Source organism: Allochromatium vinosum DSM 180, assembly GCF_000025485.1.
GTDB lineage: Bacteria > Pseudomonadota > Gammaproteobacteria > Chromatiales > Chromatiaceae > Thermochromatium > Thermochromatium vinosum.
Genome location: NC_013851.1, coordinates 618,075 through 637,010 on the forward strand (window position 1 = coordinate 618,075; position 18,936 = coordinate 637,010).

Below are 18,936 nucleotides of genomic sequence, written 5' to 3' on the forward strand. Positions count from 1 at the left end.
ATGAAGAAGACTGCAGTGATAGTTCTTATAAGCGTCATATTTGCGATGACCACCTTGGCTATAGTTCGCTGGCCATGGCGCTGGCTTGTCACCCACGGCTGGCAAGCTTCCACATTGGCAGATGATTTTTTGAACAATCTGTCTCCGACCATAAATGACGAATTCATCGATTACACGATTTATACGGCGCATGGCTGCATTGTATTTGCCACACACAAAGACAATCGAGCAATGGTCTACTGTCCAAATAGCGCCCCAGCCAACGCTCCACAGATTGGCGATATGCTGCACATTATAGGGCCTTGGTATGAAGTGCAGGAGTAGCCGAATGAACTGTCATGGTCCAATAATTCTGGATACCTCGATAGGGGCCATGAGTCCCCTGAGTACAGACGAGCATGACAGACAAGAAACCCCGCAGAGCCTTTGACGCCGCCGAGACGCTGGCCCAGACCATCGAGCGCTCTGTTCAGGTCTATAATCAACACATTTCGCAGAAAGCCATCGGCCACATCGCTCCAATCCAGGCACTCAAGGACTGGCGCGACAAACGCCCTGAACGCTTCAAAAGTGCGTCCCCAATCTCCAGGGGCTTGACACTTCAACGATCCGAGCGGATTGCTCGCGGCCGAAGCCGCAAAGCTGGCGGGCAAGCTCGGAGAGGCCGTCGACGATTATGCCCAAGGAGGGTACGGTCGACAGTTTGCGCAAGCCGTGCAAGATGGCGATACTTCGGCTGCCTTGACCTATTTTGCAGCGAGCTTCTTGTCAATTGGGATGACGGTGGAGAGCGGTGGTTCAAGCTCTGCATTGAGAGGTGTTGCGCAATCTGCGGCAAAGGGGATGCCGCTTGTTGGCGGAGGGGCCAAACTGGAGAACCTGACCGCGCAAGAGATTGCGCGCATTCAGAATGCAGCGAATCGAACCGGAACGGAAATTTCGGTTGTGGGAAGTCGGGCGAAAGGGACGCCTGGGCCTCTCTCTGATTGGGACTACGTTGTACCGGAGGCTACTGGTAGCCGCACGATTCATAGTTTGCGCAGCTCGTTGCCGGAGGGACCTAGATCATTGGGTGAGCCACGTAATCAGGATTTCTTCCGCTCTCTGGTCGATCCCACCAAACCGTTTATCACCTTTACGCCTCAATGAATGGTGTTGAAATGACCAATGAAGTCCAATTGCTGAGTCGTCCGATTAATTTTGCGGTGGTTCAATTGCCAGAAAGAAAGTCGCCTGGTGTTGTTGTTCAAGGCGACACATTGCATGCGCTGAAGCAACAAATCAGTGAAATGGCTCGTCTGCTTGCATCGAAAGACTTGGAAGATTTGGAATCAGAGATCGAGGATATGCAGGAAGTGTTGACGGAAGCGTTAACGCATTACGAAAAAATCTGTTCTGAGCGGGGCATAGCCTTGCCATATACCGACTTGTCAAGTCCCCGGAGATTATAGACACGTTTCTTGAAGCGTTCAGGGCGTTTGTCGCGCCAGTCCTTGAGTGCCTGGATTGGAGCGATGTGGCCGATGGCTTTCTGCGAAATGTGTTGATTATAGACCTGAACAGAGCGCTCGATGGTCTGGGCCAGCGTCTCGGCGGCGTCAAAGGCATCTCATTACACACATGTTCATAAGTCATGAGATTCCCTGGCGTATTTGATCCCGGCGGCCACGTCTCTGATGCGCTGCAGACCGAGCCAAATGGTCTTCACACCGGGCTCGCCATCGCCCTTGCGTCCGAGAAAACCGCCCTGGCGGGCGATCAAGCGCAGCACGTCGTTGAGTCGTGGAGGCGACTTGGGTACGGGCTTCTTGGCCAGGATGTAGGTCGCTTGCCACTCTTCGGGTTCAAACAACAGCGACGCCTCCAGGTCTGGCACGGTACGCCCCAGACGCATCAGTCGGGCGATGCGCCATCCCACCACCAGAAACAGCGCGAAGGCGCGCTCCAGGCGCGCGACGGTGCCCAGTTGCAGGGCCTCGACACGACAGCCTTCCTTGAGCACCAAAAACAGCCGTTCGATTTCCCAGCGCGCCCGGTACCACTCGATCAGTTCGACGACGGTCGCGAGCGTCTCCGCCGTGCGGTTGGTCAGCAGACGCCATTCAATCGGTTTGACGCCCTTGGGAGCCTCCATTTCACGGGCGATCACACAGGTGACCTCAAGGTGACCGTGGCGCCGATCCGAGAGCGTGACGCCTCTGGCATAGAGTTGCTGACGCACCTCTCGGGCCTGACGTCCGCGACCGGGCGGCCGGGTGAAGCGCACCGTCCCAAGTGGCTTGGTCTCCAGCACATGCGCCCACAGCTTCCGGCCCTCGCCACCGGGCAACGCGCGGTTATGCTTGGCGCGCAACAGCCAATCGGCGGGGGTTGCCAAATCCCGCGCGCGCACCATCAGGTCCAGTATGTCGGCCTCACGATCGGCCACATAGACCAGGCGGGTGTCGGGCAACTCCCTGGCCAGGTCCGCGACCCGTTCATAGCCTTCTTTCCAGCGCACACTCTCGGGGCCTCCCGGACGCTGGCCGTCGGCGTCTTTTGGCTCGCGGGCCCACATCCAGGCATCCAGGACACCCAACGGTTCGCGCTCGGGCGTCACCGCGTAGGTCGGATGCAGGTACATCCCGCGCTGGGCCTCGTAGCTCAAGGGACCAAGTCCTTTGATCGTCTGGCCGTTGAAGTCCAGCTCCGTGGTGTCCTGCAGACACAGCACCACCGGATAGGCCGCCATGCGCCTCTGCGTGCACTGACGATGCGGCTCCAGAATGTCGAGCCAGTCGTAGCGTTCACTGCCGAGAAACCGATAGGCCGCCTGCGTCTCCGCCCAGCCGTTGCAGGCCCCCGGAATACTCGCCGTCGGATGCTCGGCCAGGCGCTCGATCAAGTGGATCGCACGCCGGTCGCGGCGCGTGTCGCCCAGATCAATCGAGGCCAATTCTTCCGACGCCCAGCCCATCGTGTGCTCCAACATGTCTCAGAAAAACAGTTCTCTATCGTACACCCAGAGTTCTGTGTAATGGGATGCGTCAAAGGCTCTGCGGGGTTTCTTGTCTGTCATGCTCGTCTGTACTCAGGGGACTCATGGCCCCTATCGAGGTGTCCAGAATTATTGGACCATGACAGTCCATTCGGCTACTTTAACCTACCGCCTCATCGATCCGATTGACGTCCACCGCCACGCTCAGATCATGCTGCCCGCCCCCATAGAAGATCCCGCGTAGCGGCGTGACATCCTGGAAATCGCGCCCGATGGCCGTGGTGATGTGCTGCTCGACCGGAATGCAGTCGTTGGTCGGATCGAAGTCGATCCAGCCATGATCCGGCACCAGCACCGAGAACCAGGCATGCGAGGCGTCCGCGCCCTGAAGCTTGACCTGACCCGGCGGCGGCAGGGTCTCCAGATAGCCGCTCACATAGCGCGCCGCCAGTCCCAGCCCGCGCAGTCCCGAGATGGCGATATGCGCGAAATCCTGACAGACCCCCCGACGCTGGCGCATCACCTCGGCCACCGGCGTGGCGACCGTGGTCGCGGTCGGGTCGTACTCGATCTCGCGATGGATGCGGGTCATCAGATCCAGCGTCGCCTCCAGGATCGGTCGCCCAGGCGTGAAGGAGACGGCGGCGAAGGCGCGCGCCTCGTCATCGAGCGGCACCTGAGGCGAGGGCAGGGTGAAGATGCGCGCATCGCTCATCAGCCCATCGCCGCGATCGTAGAGCCGTTCGAGCACCAGTTCCCAGGGTGTGGTGCGCTCGGGGGGCGGTGTGGGCACGGGCATGATCTCGACCTCGCTCACAGCCGTGACCTCCAGTGCGCGATGCGCCTGCTGGATCGAGAAATAACTGACCCGATTGCCGAAGAAGTCCTCGTGCTCGCGGCTGACCGCCGGCCAGGGATCGACGCGCAGACTGGTGCTCAGGCAGCGCTGGGCACGGGTGTCGATCGGCTTGAGGTGCGCGATGCTGTGACAGAGCGAGACCGGATCGGCATAGTCATAGCGGGTCACATGCTGGACCTTGTATCTCATACGGGCACCTCGGCGACGCGAGACAACAGACTGTGCGGCTGCTCCTCATGCCGGAAGTATTGGGCGGTGATGGCGTCCGACAGGGCGGCGAGCTGGAGGTTCAGGTCGGCCAGCATCTCGGCGAGCCGGGCGCGCTGCTGGCCAGTCTCGTCGACCTGGATGAGCTGATTGATCTCGGCCAGACGGATGTCGGTCAGGCTCTTGAGCGCGAGCTTCTCGGCCGGCGTGCGTCCGACGGCCAGATCACCGCGCGGCAGCTCAGTCACCAGCCGCCCGAGCATGGCGAGCTGATAGGCCAGGGCGCGTGGATTGCCTTCGTCCTGGAACACCAGATCGAGCAGGGCGCCGACGCGCGTCCCGCCCCGATAGCGGCGCCGGTAGGTGATGGTGCTGTCGGTGACGCCCAGCACCGCCTCGATCAGCATGTTTTCGTCAGCCTCGCCGGCGACCGGCACCAGGGTCGAGCGCAGCAGGCTGGCCGTGGTCGCGCCCCGCTCCAGTCGGCGTCCGGTCTCCAGGAAGTGCCAGCCCTCGTTGTGGGTCATGTTCTCCTGGGTCAGACCGGAGAAGGCCACCAGCGATGTCACCAGCGGGTCGAGTTCGTCGAGTGCCTGCGAGAGCACGCGCGGCGGATGATCGGCCAGACTGGCCTGAAGCGCCTCGATGTCGCCGATGATGCGCCAGGTGTCGGCCGAGAGCCGGTCGCGCACCGAATAGGCGGCTTGACCCAGCGCCTCCAGCGTCTGCGGCAGACTGCCGACCAGACTGCGATCCGAGATCAGTGCCAGCAGCTCCGGAACCGGATCGTTCAGGCGTTCCTCGGCGCCGGGACCGAGAAAACCGGGGAAGGTCTGGGTCTGCTGGGTCAGCGCCTCCAGCAAGGCGCGCAGACAGGACGAACTGGCCGGCGAGAGCGGATAGTCACTGCGTTCGGCGTACTTGAAGATGGTGACGCGCAGCAGGCGCACCAGCCCCTCGGCGCGCTCGGCATAGCGTCCGATCCAGAACAGATTGTCGGCCACGCGACTGGAGACGGCGCTCTCCTGGACCACGGCCGGAGTGATCTCGGAGAGCGGGAGCAGGGTCTCCTGACGCTCGGGTTCGGAGGCCAGCACCCAGACGTCCTTGCCGAGTCCGCCGAGCTGACCCGACAGGGGCAGGGCGGCTTCGGGCGTCGAATGCACCCGACCCAGTCCGCCCGGCATCACCGCATAGCCTTCTTCCTCAGCGATCAGGAAGGTGCGCAGGGTCGTCGGTCGCGGTTCGAGCTGACGGCCGATCAGGGCCGGCGCGGTCGCCGGCACGACCGGCTCCTGGGCGATGTAGCGGCGCGGATGCGTCTCGATGGCGCGCACCAGCCGCGCGCGCGCCTCCGGTGCCAGTGTGCCCGGCTGGATCGGCGTCGGATCGAGTGCCGGATGGACCGGGCGGACGATGAGCCGGTCGAGGTCGTCGAGTACGCGCACCCGCGACTCGGGGTCGCCGCACCACCAGGTCGGGGTGTCGGACAGTGCCAGTTCCTCGCCCAGCAGGTGCTGACAGAGCGCCGGCAGAAACGCCTTGAGCGCCGGATGCTCCAGCACCCCGCTGCCGAGCGCGTTGGCCAGGGTGACATTGCCCAGACGCGCCGCCTGGACCAGTCCGGGAATGCCGAGCAGCGAATCCTCGCGCAGCTCCAGCGGATCGCACCAGACGTCGTCGAGCCGGCGCAGCACGGCGTCGATGCGCTCCAGGCGTCCGAGCGTGCGCAGCCAGAGCGCGCCGTCGCGCACCGACAGATCCGCGCCCTGCACCAGGGTGTAGCCCAGATAGTTGGCCAGATAGGCGTGCTCGAAATAGGCTTCGTTGCGCGGACCGGGCGTGAGCACCACCACGCGCGGTTCTTCGCCGTGCTGGGGCGCGAGCCGTGTCAGCGTGCGGCGCATCGAACGGAAGAACCCGGCCAGCCGATGGACGTGCGAGTCGCGAAACACGCTCGGCAGCACGCGCGAGAGCACCACGCGGTTCTCCAGCGCATAGCCGGCGCCCAAGGGGGTCTGGGTGCGGTCGCTGATGACCTGCCAGCGCCCATCGGGCCGGCGGGTCAGATCGGCGGCGTAATGGACCAGGGGGCGACCGCCGATGCAGTCCACGCCCCGACAGGGCAGCAGATAGCCCGGATGACCGTCGATCAGCTCAGCCGGGATCAGCTCCAGCCGGACCAGATCACGGGGGCCATAGAGATCGCGCAGGATCAGGTTGAGCAGCTCGGCGCGCTGGATCAGACCGCGTTCCAGCTCGGCCCATTCGTCGCTGCGGATCAGCAGCGGCAGCAGATCCAGCTCCCAGGGGCGCGACATGCCGCGCGGGTCGCCGTGCGGATTGTAGGTGACGCCATTGTCGCGGATCAGGCGCCGGGACTCGCCCCAGCGCTCCTCGATCCCGGCCGGGCCGAGCGTGCGCAGTGCATCGAGCAGATACTGCCAGTGCGCACGCACCTCGCCCTCGGGCGTGCGCATCTCGTCGTAACAATCGGGCAAGGGGGCGTAGGCGTCGACCAGACCCGGTTGGTCAGGGAGCGACGCCAGCTCGGGTGGAGACATGGGATGGGACTCGTTCGGGGCGCGGAGCGACGATTAGACACGTCATCCGGGAGGCTTGCAAGGCGGGCGAGTCCGTCATCGCGTCTCAGGATGCGCCATGACGTCGAGCGCGCCGCGTCCCGCCCAGTCGCGCGCGAACTGCCAGGCGGTACGTCCGCCGCGCGCGCCCCGGCGCAGCGCCCATTGCAACGCGGCGCGTTCGATCGGCTCCCAGTCGGACTCGGTACGCGGGGTCTCCGTCGGCGCGAGACGCTCGACCCAGTGGCGCACCACCTCCAGATACTGTGCCTGACCGAAGGGATGGAAGGAGATCCACAGCCCGAACCGATCCGAGAGCGAGATCTTTTCCTCGACCGCCTCGCCGTGATGCAGCTCGCCGTCCTGGATGCGCGAATCACGGTTGTCGGCATGGAACTCGGGCAGCAGATGCCGGCGGTTGGAGGTGGCATAGATGAGCAGATTCTCGGGCGTGGACGCAATCGAACCTTCGAGCGCGGCCTTGAGCGCCTTGTAGCCTGACTCGCTGGCCTCGAACGACAGATCGTCGCAGAAGAGGATGAAACGCTCGGGTCGGTCGCGGATCAGATCCAGGATGTCCGGCAGTGCGACCAGATCGTCCTTGTCGACTTCGATCAGGCGCAGCCCCGCGTCGCGATAGGCATTGAAGATGGCCTTGACCAGCGATGACTTGCCGGTGCCGCGCGCGCCCCACAGCAGGACGTTGTTGGCGCCACGGCCGGCGAGGAACTGGCGTGTGTTGCGCTCGATCTCGGTGGCCTGACGCTCCAGACAGCGCAGATCGGTGAGCGCCAGCCGATGCGGCGCGCGCACCGGCTGCAACCAGCCGCGCCCGGCCTCGCGGCGCCAGCGAAAGGCCTGGGCCGACCAGTCCGCCGGCGCGCTCGTCGGTGGCAGCAGACGCTCCAGTTGATCGATGATTCGGTCCAGTCGGTCGGTCAAAGCGGGGGTGAGTGTCATCTAGGTATCCGAACTGATTGCAAGGTGATTCAGGGTGTCAAGGCAAAGACAGTCTGCGCGGCTACGTCGTGGGGGGCCTGGCCCCGGCCGATACGTGCTCGCGCAAGGCGCGCGCGGTCGCCCCGTCGCTGTCCTCGATCAGGCGCTCGGGTGGTCCGGCCGCCAGTATCCGCCCGCCGTCGGCGCCCCCCTCGGGACCGAGATCCAGCACCCAGTCGGATTCGGCGATCAAATCCAGGTTGTGCTCGATGACCAGCACCGAATGCCCGGCGTCGACCAGACGATGCAGGACCGCGATCAGGCGTTCGACATCGGCCATGTGCAGCCCGACCGTCGGCTCGTCGAGCACGTAGAGCGTCGGGCGACTGGTGAGGCCATCGGTGCCGGGACGCGCCTTGGCCAGTTCCGTCACCAGCTTGATCCGCTGCGCCTCGCCGCCCGACAGGGTCGGACTCGGTTGACCCAGGGTCAGATAGCCGAGACCGATATCTTGCAGCAGCCGCAACGGATGGGCGATGGCCGGATGGTTGGCGAACACCTCAACCGCTGCATCGATGCAGAGCGCCAGCACCTGACCGATGTCCAGTCCACGATAGCGGATCTCGCGCGTCTCGCGGTCGAAGCGGCTGCCGCCGCAGACCTCGCAGGTCAGACGCACGTCGGGCAGAAAGCTCATCTCCAGCTTGCGCAGACCCTGACCCTCGCAGGCCGGGCAGCGTCCGGCACCGGTGTTGAAGGAAAAGCGCGCCGGCGTCCAGCCGAGCAGACGTGACTCGGGCGTGGCGGCGAACAGCTTGCGCACCGCGTCCCAGAAGCCGACATAGGTTGCCGGACAGGAACGGGGCGTCTTGCCGATCGGGGTCTGGTCGACCTCCAGCACGCGGCTGAGTCTCTGCCAGCCGTCGAGCGCGCGACAGCCGACGAGATCGGCGCGACGGGCGCGGCGCTTGGTCGCCGGGCGGTCGCCGGCCAGGAGCGTCTTCAGGCTTCCGACCAGCACCTCGCGCACTAGGGTCGACTTGCCCGAGCCGGACACGCCGGTCACACACACCAGCCGCCCGAGCGGCAGGCGCACGTCGAGATCCCGGAGATTGTTGAGATTGGCCCCGCTGATTTGCAGCCAGTCGGTCTGATCGTCGACCGGGCGCGGCGGACGCGAGCGCCCGCGCGGGCGACCGAGAAAGCGTCCGGTGATCGACTCCGGGTTGGCGATCAGCTCGTCCGCCGTGCCCTGCGCGACGATCGCGCCGCCCTGGATGCCGGCGCCCGGCCCCAGATCGATCACATGCTCGGCGCGGCGGATGGTCTCCTCGTCGTGCTCGACCACGATCACGGTGTTGCCCTTGCCCTCCAGTCGGCTCAGGGTGTCGAGCAGCAGCCGGTTATCGCGTGGGTGCAAACCGATGGTCGGCTCGTCGAGCACATAGCAGACACCGCGCAGATTCGACCCGAGCTGGGCGGCAAGCCGGATACGCTGGGCCTCGCCGCCCGAGAGCGTCGGCGCGGCGCGGTCGAGCGAGAGATAGCCCAGCCCGACCTCGGCCAGGAACCCCAGCCGCTCGCGCACCTCGGCGATCAGGTCGCGGGCGATGGCCTGTTCGCGCGCGTCGAGCTGGAGCGCGTCGAGCCAGTCGGCGGCCGATTCGATCGTCCGCGCCGAGAGTTCGGCGATCGAGTGTTCGCGGAAACGCACCGCCAGCGCCTCGGGACGCAGACGCGCACCCCGGCAGGTCGGGCAGGGTTCGCGCGTCGTGCCGTCCGGCTGTTCGAGCCACTGGGCTTCCTCGCCGGTCTGCTCGGCATCGAATCCGGGCAGCTTCAGGCCCGTGCCCAGACAGTCCGGGCACCAGCCGTGCGGCGAGTTGTAGCTGAACAGGCGTGGATCGGGTTCGGGGAAGGCGCGTCCACAGGCGTGACAGGCACGCTCGGTGGAGTAGGGCGTCTCGGTGTCCCAGGTTTCGCCGACCAGACGTACCACGCGAACCTGACCCTTGCCGAACTCCAGCGCCTGATCGAGCCGTTCGCGCAGTTCGGATTCCGCTTCGGGCGTGATCGCGATCGGGCCGAGCGGCAGGTCGATCCTGTGCTCGCGGAAACGGTCGAGCGTCGGCCAGCGGGCCGTCTCCAGCAGCTCGCCATCGACGCGCAGGAGCGGGAAACCCAGACGCTCGAAGCGCGCCGCCAGATCCTTGTACAGCCCCTTGCGCCCGCTGACCAGCGGGACCAGGAGCATGACCTGCTCGCCGGCCCGGTCGTGCTGGAGCCGGCTCAGGATCGTCTCGCGCGTCATCGGCTCGATCGGGACGGCGCAGTCCGGGCAGTGCTGGATGCCGAGCTTGACATAGAGCAGACGCAGGTAGTGATGGATCTCGGTCAGGGTGCCGACCGTGCTCTTGGCCCCGCCACGACTGGTGCGCTGTTCAATGGCCACGGTCGGCGGCAGTCCGAGCACGGCATCGACATCGGCGCGCGCCGCCGGCTGGACGAACTGACGCGCATAGGCGTTGAGCGATTCCAGATAGCGCCGCTGCCCCTCGGCGAACAGGATGTCGAACGCCAGCGTGCTCTTGCCGCTGCCCGAAACGCCGGTGATGACCGTGAGCCGCTCGCGCGGGATCGACAGTGTCAGATCCTTCAGGTTGTGCTCGCGCGCCTGCCGAATCTCGATGTGGTTGGGGGCGGGTGAGAACGCCTGTATCTCTGTTCCCTTGGCCGGTTTGGACTCATAGCGCCCCGACGCATCGCTGATCGCCAACGACTCGGCACGATACGCCCGCAGCGCCCGCCCCGTATGGCTGCCCGGATGCTCGACGACCTGATCCGGTGTCCCGGCGCAGACGAGTTCGCCGCCCGACTCGCCCCCTTCCGGCCCCAGATCGATCAGCCAGTCGGCGGCATCGATGACATCGAGATTGTGCTCGATCACCACCAGCGAGTGCCCCTGATCGATCAGATGGCGGAACGCCCTGAGCAGCACCGCGATATCGGCGAAATGCAGTCCGGTGGTCGGCTCGTCGAGCAGGAACAACAGGCCGCCGTCGCGGGCCTTGTGACGCGCCGACTTGGCCAGATGGCCGGCGAGTTTGAGCCGCTGCGCCTCACCGCCCGAGAGTGTCGGCACCGGCTGGCCGAGCCGCAGATAGCCGAGTCCGACCGCCTGCAACGGCTCCAGCGCGCGTTTCAGTTGACCATCGTCGGCGAAGACGTCGAGCGCCTCGGTGACGGTCATCTCCAGCACATCGGCGATCGAGTACGGATGCTCACCGTCCCCGCCGATCCGCACCTCCAGCAGACTGTCGCGATAGCGCCGCCCATTGCACTCGGGACAGCGCAGATAGACATCGGCCAGGAACTGCATCTCCAGATGCTCGAAGCCGTTGCCGCCGCAGGTCGGACAGCGCCCGTTGCCGCTGTTGAAGCTGAAGCTGCCGGCGGTGTAGCCGCGTTCCTTGGCCAGCGGCGACTCGGCGAAACGCTTGCGGATGACATCGAAGGCGCCGACATAGCTCGCCGGATTGGAGCGCGAGGTCCGCCCGATGCTCGACTGGTCGAGCAGCAGCACATCGGTGATCCGCTCATGCCCCTCGATCGCCTCGTGCGCGCCGGGCGTCTCGTCCGGTCGGCCCTTGAGCTGACAGAACGCGCGATAGAGCACCTCATGCACCAGGGTCGACTTGCCCGAACCCGAGACGCCGGTGATGACCACCAGACGGTCGAGCGGGATGGCGACATCCAGCCCCTTGAGGTTGTGCGCCCGCGCCCCGCGGACCCGCAGCCAGCGCGCCGGATCGTCCGGCGGCGGGTGCGGCCGACGCGGCGGGGCGACCTGGAGCCGACCGGCCAGATAGCCGCCGGTCAGCGATTCGGGCGCGTCGAGCAGTTCGCGCGGCGTGCCCTGGAAGACGATCCGTCCGCCATGCTCTCCGGGGCCGGGACCGATGTCGATGATCCGATCGGCGGCGCGCATCACCTGTGGATCGTGCTCGACCACCACCAGCGAGTTGCCCCGGTCGCGCAGACGCTGGAGCACCGAGACGACGCGGTCCATGTCGCGCGGATGCAGCCCGATGCTCGGCTCGTCCAGGACGAAGAGGGTGTTGACCAGCGCCGTACCGAGCGCGGTGGTCAGATTGATCCGCTGCACCTCGCCGCCCGAGAGTGTGCGCGACTGCCGGTCCAGGGTCAGATAGCCGAGTCCGACCTCGCACAGATAGCCGAGTCGGGCGCGGATCTCGCCAAGAAGCTGATCGAGCGCCTGATCCAGCGCCCCATCGAGACGGAGTGCGTCGAAAAACTCACGACAGCGACTGAGCGGCAGACACAGCAGATCGTGCAGATTCAGACCCGGCAGCATCGCCCAGGCATCATCGCGCATCCGTGTGCGTGCATGGCGGAAACGCTGGGACGGTTCCAGGATTCTTTCGGCCAATGCCCAATCGCCGAGCCGCCAGTCGAGCGCCGCGTCCTTGAGCCGTGCTCCCCGACAGCTCGGACAGAGGTCATAGCTGCGATACCGCGACAGCAGCACCCGCACGTGCATCTTGTAGCTGCGTCCCTCCAGCCAGTCGAAGAAGCGGCGCAGTCCATACCAGACGCCGGCCTCCCAATCGCCGTCGCCCTCGATGATCCAGGCGCGGTCGTCGTCGGTCAGATCGCGCCAGGGCACATCGGTCGGCAGGCCGCGCTGGTGCGCAAACCGGATCAGATCCTCCTGAACTTCGGCATAGCTGTCGGACTGGATCGGCTTGATCGCCCCGTCGAGCAGCGACTTGGACGTGTCCGGGATCACCAGCCCCCAGTCGATGCCGATGGTGCGTCCGAAGCCGCGACAGGTCTCGCAGGCGCCCAGCGGCGAGTTGAACGAGAACAGATTGGGCGTCGGCTCCTGATAGGCGATGTCGCAGTGCGCGCAATGCAGATCGCTCGAAAAGCGCCAGGGGTCGAGCGCCGCGCCCTCGGCATCGACCGGATGCACCCGCACCCGGCCATGCCCTCGGGCGAGCGCCGTCTCCAGCGCCTCGATGGCGCGGCCGCGATTCTCTGGCGTGAGCCGCAGACGGTCCTGGATGACCGCAATGGCGTCAGTCCCCTCGCGCAACAGCCGCACATAGCCCTGTTGCGCCAGCATCGACTTGACCGCCTCGACCCCAAGCGCCTCGGGCACGGCCACGTCGAAGACAATCAGCGTGCGCGCGTCCAACGCCGAGGTCGCGAGCGACTCCCAGATCGACTCGGGCGTATCGCGCACGACTGGGCGTCCGCAGCCGTGACAGAACAGCCGCCCGGCCCGTGCGAACAGCAGCTTGAGGTGATCGTTGAGCTCGGTCATGGTGCCGACCGTCGAACGCGAGGTGCGTACCGGATTGACCTGATCGATCGCGATCGCCGGCGGAATGCCCTCGATCCGATCGGCGGCCGGACGGTCCATCCGGTCGAGGAACTGACGTGCGTAGGGCGAGAAGGTCTCGACATAGCGCCGCTGCCCCTCGGCATGGAGCGTATCGAACGCCAGCGACGACTTGCCCGACCCCGAGACCCCGGTGACGACGATCAGCTCGCCGAGCGGCAGGTCCAGATCCAGGTTCTTGAGGTTGTTCTGGCGCACACCGCGCAGACGGATGAAGTCGGTCAAGGGAGGGCTCGGTGATTGTGGGCTTTCAGGTTCGGGGGCGATCGGGACGCTGGACACCACCGTCCCGACCCGGAGGGCTTGAAGACGCTATGTATGGTGCGTCACGTCGTGCTTCAAACGCTCAGGGGCTGCGTCAGGCGCTCCAGCTCGGCCAGATGCGCAAGCGCGTGCAGGCGATCCGTGCCGCACATCGCCAGACTGGGCTTGAGCGAGCCGCAGACGCGCGGTCGCTCGGGCCGGCCGAAGAGCCGACAGGTCAGATCCGGGTTCAGCTGCACGCAGGCGACATCGGCCGGCTTGCCGTGGGGCATGCCGGGGATGGGACTGGTGATCGAGGCGGCGATGCAGCAGGCGGCGCAGCCGGGGCGGCAGGTGACGGTATCGGTGTCCAACTCAGTGTCCGTGCCCCGCCGCTTTGGCGTCGAGGCGCGTTCCGATCCGCTGTCCGAGTCGGACCACATCCCCCGGTGTCAGCCCGGATTCCCACTCGGCCTGACCCGGCGGCAGGAGCAGGATCACGGTCGAGCCGAGGTTGAAGCGTCCCATCTCCGCGCCGCGCTCCAGACGGATACATTGGTCGTCGACCTCATAATCCCAGCGTTGCGGCTCCAGGCCCGAATGCGGCGGCGTGACCTCGCCGGCCCAGACGGTTTCGATGCCGCCGACGAAGATGGCGCCGACCAGGATCATCGCGACCGGACCGATCTCCGTCTCGAAGCGACAGACCAGACGCTCGTTGCGCGCAAACAGGTTGGGCACACCCGCCGCTGTGACGGCATTGACGCTGAAGAGCCGACCCGGCACATGGATCATCTGATCGAGCCGTCCGTCGAGCGGCATGTGGATGCGATGATAGTCGCGTGGTGAGAGATAGATGGTCGCAAAGCGCCCGCCCTCGAAGGGGTGGAGTTCGCCGGGCGCGAGCGCGAGCAGCGACTCGACGCTGTAGTCGCGTCCCTTGGCCTGGATCAGCCGGCCGGATTCGATGGGGCCGATCTGGCTGATGGCGCCGTCGACCGGGCAGAGAATGGCGGCGGGGTCCGGATCGAGCGGACGGGCGTCGGGCCGCAGTGCGCGGGTGAAGAAGGCGTTGAAGCTCGGATAGGCGTCCAGGTCCGGCTCCTGCGCCAGACTCATGTCGATGCGATACGTCCGCGCGAACCGGCGGATGATCAGGCGCTTGAGTGGCGGCCACTGGAGGCGCGCCAGCCGGTACATGCGCTCGGACAGCCAGCGCTGGGGGATGAGGTGTTGCAGGGCGATGAAGAGCCGGTTGGCGAGCGTGCGTGACATGCGATTGTCCTGCCAGGGAAAAAGCGTCTTTGAACCACAAAGGCACAAAGAGCGCAAAGAATTTTGGACGGGGCTGTTCGCGTCTTCCTGAGCAGCGTCAGGGACGGGCCTGGGTCGCGATCAGCGTTTCGATGTCCTCGGCCATCCCGGCGCCGCTCTCGGTCTCGGGCAGGATGGCGAGCAACCGGGCGTCCGGGCCGATGACGAAGAGCGCTGGAACGACTTCGCTCGTCAGTCCCAGGGCGTCGCGCAGTGGCGCGATCGACTCGGGCGGCCCGGCGAGCGGCCGCAGTGCCGGCGAGAGTCGGGCGAAGTCGCGCGCCAGCTCCAGGCGTTCGCTGGTCTGGATCAGGATCAACCGGAGCGAGGCGATCAGCGGCGGTTGATCGGCGAGCCGATTGCGGGTCTCGATCAGGCGTTGCGCGGCGCGCTGTCCCGACGCGTCGGCGAGATCACCGAACGCCAGCAGCGTCCAGCCCTCGGCCAGATCCGCGCGCCCGACCGGCCGCCCGAAGGGGTCGCGGAGGCTGAATTCCGGGATCTCGCCCGGCGGCTGGATCAGGACGCCATGAATTCGGGCCGGCTCGGCATGGCCGAACTGCTGCTGGTTGCCCCATTGATAACCGAGCACGAAGAGCGCCATCGCCCCGAGTGCGAAGATCAGGCGAACACCGAGACCATGGCGATTGCGCAGAAACATGCCGCGCGGACCTCAAGCCGCCTGGTCGAGCACGGCGCGCGCCGCCGCGATGGCCGCGCCCGCGTCGGCGCGATAGCCCATGGTGTCCAGCTCGCTGGCCATGGCGCCCAGACAGAGCAGGATGTTGGCCGGACGGCTGCTGTAGCCCATGAGTCCGATGCGCCAGACCTTGCCGGCCAGATCGCCGAGTCCGGCGCCCAGCTCCAGGTTGTAGCGCGACAGCAGGCGTGCACGCAGGGCCGCCTCGTCGATGCCGGCCGGGACGGCGACGCTGTTGAGCTGGGGCAGACGCTCGGACTCGGGCACGATCAGTTCCAGTCCCAGGGTCTCCAGTCCGGCGCGCAGGGCCAGATGATGATGGGCGTGACGCTTCCAGGCCGCCTCGACGCCTTCTTCGGCCAGCATCACCAGCGACTCGTGCAGGGCGTAGAGGGCGTTGACCGGCGCGGTGTGGTGATAGCTGCGCTTCTGCTCGCCGCTCCAGTAGCCCATGACCAGATTCAGATCCAGGAACCAGCTCTGGACCTTGGTCTGGCGCGCGCGGATCTTGTCCAGGGCGCGTTCATTGAAGGTCACGGGGGCCAGTCCGGGCACGCAGGACAGACATTTCTGCGAGCCGGAATAGACCGCGTCCAGTCCCCAGGCGTCGACCTCCAGCGGCGAGCCGCCGAGCGCGGTCACGGCATCGACGATGGTCAGACAGTCGTGACGGCGGGCGATCTCGGCCAGGGCGCGTGCGTCGGACTGGGCGCCGGTGCTGGTCTCGGCCTGGACGAAGGCGAGCAGGCGGGCGTTGGGATGGCGCGCGAGGGTGTCGGCGACCTGATCGGGATCGACGGCGCGGCCCCAGGTGCCCTGGACCACGATCGGCACGCCGCCGGCGCGCTCGACGTTCTCTTTCATGCGCCCGCCGAAGACGCCGTTGATGCAGACCACGACCTCGTCGCCCGGCTCGACCAGATTGACGAAGCAGGTCTCCATGCCCGCCGAGCCGGGGGCCGAGACCGGCATGGTGAGGGCGTTTTGGGTGCGGAAGGCGGTGCGCAGCAGGTCTTTGACCTCGTCCATCATGCCGACGAAGGCCGGGTCGAGATGCCCGATGGTCGGGCGGGCGAGGGCGGCGAGCACGCGCGGGTGGACGTCGGCCGGGCCTGGACCCATGAGGGTGCGAACAGGAGGATTGAAGGAGCGAATGGTCATCGGCGGTACCCCAAGAATCGATCGACTGGCCGGCGAGTATAAACGCGATCCGCGATCCGCGTTCGGCGAGGAGAGGCGGGCCGGTTTCGCGCGCTGGCTTGGGGGCGACGGCGCACTCACCCGAACCGCGCCGGTCGTCCCAGCCATCCAGTGAGCAGCGCTGGCCCGAGTAGCCCGCCGACCAGCACGGGTCCGAATGGCTGATCGAGTTCGAGCGCGGCGACGAAGGCCAGCAGATAGCCGACCACGCCGGTCAGACTGGCCCCAATGAGCGTCCAGCGCCAGCTCGGAGCCAATCGGAACGCGATCCAGGCCGGAACCAGCACCAGCGCAAAAGTCCCCATCAGCCCCAGCGTCAGGGTACCAATGGCCAGCCCGCCCGCCGTCAGCAGATCCAGACCCAGATGCCAGCGCCAGGCCGCAAGCCGGTTGGCCGTCTCGTAGCGTGGAAAGAAGCGCGCACGCAGCACCGGCCGCATGAGTCGCGGCAGATACCGGATGCAGAGCGCCAACAGCAGCAGACCGGCCGCCAGCTCGGCGATTCCGGCGAAATAGAGCTGCCCCTCGACCAGCGATCGGGCCAGTTGCTCACCGAGCGCGGTATTGGCGCCGATCAGCAGCGTCGCCGACCAGCCGGCCAGGATCATGAAGCCATAGGCGATATTGCCCCGCGCGGCGAGGAACGTCTTGATCGCCCCGCCGCCGAGCGCCCCCAGGGTCGCCCCGATCAACGCCGGCACACCGAGCACCTGACCGAGCAGCGCGCTCGCCGAAGCCAGATGCGCCAACCCGAGCGCCGCCAGCCATTCATCACGCAGCATCGCCAGCGCGCCCAGCACCGGCAGCAGCCCGGCGAGCAGCAGCCCGGTCAGCAGCGGCAACTGGAACAGCGGATCGAACAGCATCTCGCTCATGACCCTGGCCCCCGAGCCGTCCGCACCTCGACGAGGCCCGTGTCACGTGCTTCGAGCAGACGCGAACAGACGCGCTCCAGAAAGTCGTGATCATGGCTGACGATCAGCACCCCGCGCCCGTCGCGCTCCCGCCCCAGGATCTCGATCAACGCAGCGCGATTGGCCGGATCGAGATTGTTGGTCGGCTCGTCGAGCAACACCAGATCGGCGCCGGTCGCGAGCGCTGACCAGACCCAGAGCAGCTGATACTGACCGCCGCTCAGCCGGTCGATGCGCCGTTTCAGAAGCGGCGCGAGCACGTCCGGCAGCCTCCCTGTCCGCTCCGGCTCCTCGGGTCGGGCACCCGCCGCCCGCAGCAGCTCGCGTCCGGTCACGGGCATGGCCGGGAGCCGCACCGGCTGCTGATCCAGATGCGCCAGCGTGGCGCCGGACTCAAGTTCGATACAGCCCGAAAAGACCCGCGCCGACCGGCCGATGGCCTTGAGCAGCGTCGACTTGCCCGTCCCGTTCGGTCCCCAGAGTCCCAGCACCTCGCCGCGCGCGAGCCACAGCGACACCGGCCCGACCACCGGTCGCGCATAGCCGGCGACCAGGGCATCGAGCTGTAACAGGGGGCGAGGGTCAGGCGCACACATGGGCAGCGTTCAGCCGGTTTGAGGGTCGGGTGAAAGGGGCGAATTCGGCGCAGGCTCGACGCTCGGACTCAGGGTCGAGCCGCCGCGATGGCCTCGACCCAGCGCTCGATGTGCTCCAGATAGCCGGTGCCGTCGGCCTCCAGCGGCGGCGCCAGCGGCAGACGCTCCAGACGCCAGCCCAGATCGCGCGCCAGCTTCGCCGGCGCCTGGGGTGACTGATAGGGCGCCTGGATCACCACGCCGGCGCGCCCCTTGAGCTTGGCCGTCAGGTCGAGCAGATCCTGTCCGCTCGGCGGCACGCCCGGCGTCGATTCGATGGTTCCGAGCAACGGCACGCCGAAGCGGTCGAGCAGATAGATCGCGTCACGATGATAGAGCAGCACGCCCGGCGCCCCGGCCAGCCGTGCGCGCCAGTCGGCGACACGCTGCTCGACCGCCTGGGCAAAGACGGCGGCGCCGCTGCGATAGATCTCGGCCCCCGCCGGATCGAGCCGCGCCAGCCGCTCGGCCAGGGCGGCGGCAATGCGCGCCATACGAACCGGGTCCAGATCGACATGCGGATTGCCGACCGGATGCACGTCGCCGAGCGCACGGTCGGCCGGTCCGCCGACATCGAGCAGTTCGACTTGGGCGGCGGCCTCGAAATAGCCGTCCCGTCCCGGCTGGATCGCCGGATTGGCCGCGCCGGCAATGGCCGCCGGCAGCCAGCCGACCTCCAGCTCCGCGCCGATGGCCACCACCAGATCCGCATCCCGCAGCGCACGCATCATGCTCGGCTTGGCCTGGAGCTGGTGCAGATCGCGCTCGGGACCGGCGAGGATGGTCGGCTCCAGACGCTCACCGGCGACGGCGCGCACCAGCGCCCCCAGGCTCGGACTGGTCGCGACCACGTCGAGCGGCGCGGCCGGTGCGTTCCCCATCAGACACAGCCCCATCAAAACGATCAGGATTCGGAATGACATGATCGGATGCTCCAG

Annotated in this window: 15 protein-coding genes and 2 pseudogenes; 4 read left to right on the forward strand and 13 right to left on the reverse strand. The window is 66.6% G+C overall.

The annotated features are described in order from the left end of the window. From ALVIN_RS17485 to ALVIN_RS16910, 4 genes and pseudogenes are all read left to right on the forward strand, one after another. Window positions 1-324, forward strand: coding sequence for a hypothetical protein (locus tag ALVIN_RS17485; protein ID WP_148217442.1), 324 nt, complete (start codon window positions 1-3; stop codon window positions 322-324). A gap of 101 nt (window positions 325-425) precedes the next feature. Further along, a pseudogene (locus ALVIN_RS18375) lies at window positions 426-601 on the forward strand (IS481 family transposase); the annotation flags it as partial. 17 nt (window positions 602-618) lie between these two features. Beyond that, window positions 619-1,149 carry a hypothetical protein gene (locus ALVIN_RS17495; RefSeq protein ID WP_190275519.1) on the forward strand — a complete coding sequence of 177 codons (531 nt, stop codon included), beginning with the start codon at window positions 619-621 and terminating at the stop codon, window positions 1,147-1,149. Window positions 1,150-1,160: 11 nt separating this feature from the next. Then, window positions 1,161-1,451 carry a DUF6959 family protein gene (locus tag ALVIN_RS16910; RefSeq protein ID WP_081442703.1) on the forward strand — a complete coding sequence of 97 codons (291 nt, stop codon included), beginning with the start codon at window positions 1,161-1,163 and terminating at the stop codon, window positions 1,449-1,451. Here the strand turns inward: ALVIN_RS16910 and ALVIN_RS17920 are convergent. The 13 genes and pseudogenes from ALVIN_RS17920 to ALVIN_RS02745 all read right to left on the reverse strand — a co-directional run. After that, window positions 1,379-1,585: pseudogene (locus ALVIN_RS17920) on the reverse strand (hypothetical protein); the annotation flags it as partial. The gene ALVIN_RS16910 and the pseudogene ALVIN_RS17920 overlap by 73 nt on opposite strands. Before the next feature lie 39 nt (window positions 1,586-1,624). After that, window positions 1,625-2,956 carry an IS4 family transposase gene (locus ALVIN_RS02690; RefSeq protein WP_012969768.1) on the reverse strand — a complete coding sequence of 444 codons (1,332 nt, stop codon included), beginning with the start codon at window positions 2,954-2,956 and terminating at the stop codon, window positions 1,625-1,627. Window positions 2,957-3,137: 181 nt separating this feature from the next. Continuing rightward, window positions 3,138-4,025: a transglutaminase family protein gene (locus ALVIN_RS02695; protein ID WP_012969769.1), complete on the reverse strand. Its 888-nt coding sequence runs from the start codon at window positions 4,023-4,025 to the stop codon at window positions 3,138-3,140. Next, window positions 4,022-6,607 carry a circularly permuted type 2 ATP-grasp protein gene (locus ALVIN_RS02700; RefSeq protein WP_012969770.1) on the reverse strand — a complete coding sequence of 862 codons (2,586 nt, stop codon included), beginning with the start codon at window positions 6,605-6,607 and terminating at the stop codon, window positions 4,022-4,024. The genes ALVIN_RS02695 and ALVIN_RS02700 overlap by 4 nt, the downstream gene beginning before the upstream one ends. Before the next feature lie 75 nt (window positions 6,608-6,682). After that, the gene (locus ALVIN_RS02705; RefSeq protein WP_012969771.1) at window positions 6,683-7,585 is read right to left on the reverse strand and encodes an ATP-binding protein; all 903 of its coding nucleotides are present in this window, start codon (window positions 7,583-7,585) and stop codon (window positions 6,683-6,685) included. A gap of 61 nt (window positions 7,586-7,646) precedes the next feature. Beyond that, a complete protein-coding gene (gene uvrA / locus ALVIN_RS02710) occupies window positions 7,647-13,217 on the reverse strand; it encodes an excinuclease ABC subunit UvrA (RefSeq protein ID WP_012969772.1) in 5,571 nt (1,856 codons plus the stop codon). 113 nt (window positions 13,218-13,330) lie between these two features. Next, entirely contained in the window at window positions 13,331-13,609 is a 279-nt protein-coding gene (locus ALVIN_RS02715) for a YkgJ family cysteine cluster protein (RefSeq protein ID WP_012969773.1), read from the reverse strand. Between the two features lies 1 nt (window position 13,610). Beyond that, window positions 13,611-14,510, reverse strand: a complete 900-nt coding sequence (gene asd, locus ALVIN_RS02720) for an archaetidylserine decarboxylase (RefSeq protein ID WP_012969774.1) — start codon at window positions 14,508-14,510, stop codon at window positions 13,611-13,613. Between the two features lie 97 nt (window positions 14,511-14,607). Then, complete coding sequence (locus ALVIN_RS02725; protein ID WP_012969775.1) at window positions 14,608-15,210, reverse strand: SCO family protein; 603 nt, start codon at window positions 15,208-15,210, stop codon at window positions 14,608-14,610. Window positions 15,211-15,222: 12 nt separating this feature from the next. Further along, window positions 15,223-16,410 carry a pyridoxal-phosphate-dependent aminotransferase family protein gene (locus ALVIN_RS02730; RefSeq protein WP_012969776.1) on the reverse strand — a complete coding sequence of 396 codons (1,188 nt, stop codon included), beginning with the start codon at window positions 16,408-16,410 and terminating at the stop codon, window positions 15,223-15,225. Window positions 16,411-16,526: 116 nt separating this feature from the next. Next, window positions 16,527-17,324, reverse strand: coding sequence for a metal ABC transporter permease (locus ALVIN_RS02735; RefSeq protein WP_012969777.1), 798 nt, complete (start codon window positions 17,322-17,324; stop codon window positions 16,527-16,529). Further along, window positions 17,321-17,959 (reverse strand): ABC transporter ATP-binding protein, encoded by a 639-nt coding sequence (locus ALVIN_RS02740; protein ID WP_012969778.1) that lies wholly within the window; start codon window positions 17,957-17,959, stop codon window positions 17,321-17,323. The genes ALVIN_RS02735 and ALVIN_RS02740 overlap by 4 nt, the downstream gene beginning before the upstream one ends. A gap of 68 nt (window positions 17,960-18,027) precedes the next feature. Next, the gene (locus tag ALVIN_RS02745; protein WP_012969779.1) at window positions 18,028-18,921 is read right to left on the reverse strand and encodes a metal ABC transporter substrate-binding protein; all 894 of its coding nucleotides are present in this window, start codon (window positions 18,919-18,921) and stop codon (window positions 18,028-18,030) included. Between the last annotated feature and the right edge of the window lie 15 nt (window positions 18,922-18,936).

Excerpts from the sequence above, each read along its gene's own strand:
- ALVIN_RS02690 (WP_012969768.1), bottom strand. The coding sequence starts at position 2,956 with ATGGGCTGGGCGTCGGAAGAATTGGCCTCGATTGATCTGGGCGACACG.
- ALVIN_RS02725 (WP_012969775.1), bottom strand. The coding sequence starts at position 15,210 with ATGTTTCTGCGCAATCGCCATGGTCTCGGTGTTCGCCTGATCTTCGCA.
- ALVIN_RS02700 (WP_012969770.1), bottom strand. The coding sequence starts at position 6,607 with ATGTCTCCACCCGAGCTGGCGTCGCTCCCTGACCAACCGGGTCTGGTC.
- ALVIN_RS02705 (WP_012969771.1), bottom strand. The coding sequence starts at position 7,585 with ATGACACTCACCCCCGCTTTGACCGACCGACTGGACCGAATCATCGAT.
- ALVIN_RS17485 (WP_148217442.1), top strand. The coding sequence starts at position 1 with ATGAAGAAGACTGCAGTGATAGTTCTTATAAGCGTCATATTTGCGATG.
- ALVIN_RS02745 (WP_012969779.1), bottom strand. The coding sequence starts at position 18,921 with ATGTCATTCCGAATCCTGATCGTTTTGATGGGGCTGTGTCTGATGGGG.
- ALVIN_RS02695 (WP_012969769.1), bottom strand. The coding sequence starts at position 4,025 with ATGAGATACAAGGTCCAGCATGTGACCCGCTATGACTATGCCGATCCG.
- ALVIN_RS02730 (WP_012969776.1), bottom strand. The coding sequence starts at position 16,410 with ATGACCATTCGCTCCTTCAATCCTCCTGTTCGCACCCTCATGGGTCCA.
- ALVIN_RS02735 (WP_012969777.1), bottom strand. The coding sequence starts at position 17,324 with ATGAGCGAGATGCTGTTCGATCCGCTGTTCCAGTTGCCGCTGCTGACC.
- asd (WP_012969774.1), bottom strand. The coding sequence starts at position 14,510 with ATGTCACGCACGCTCGCCAACCGGCTCTTCATCGCCCTGCAACACCTC.
- ALVIN_RS02740 (WP_012969778.1), bottom strand. The coding sequence starts at position 17,959 with ATGTGTGCGCCTGACCCTCGCCCCCTGTTACAGCTCGATGCCCTGGTC.
- ALVIN_RS16910 (WP_081442703.1), top strand. The coding sequence starts at position 1,161 with ATGACCAATGAAGTCCAATTGCTGAGTCGTCCGATTAATTTTGCGGTG.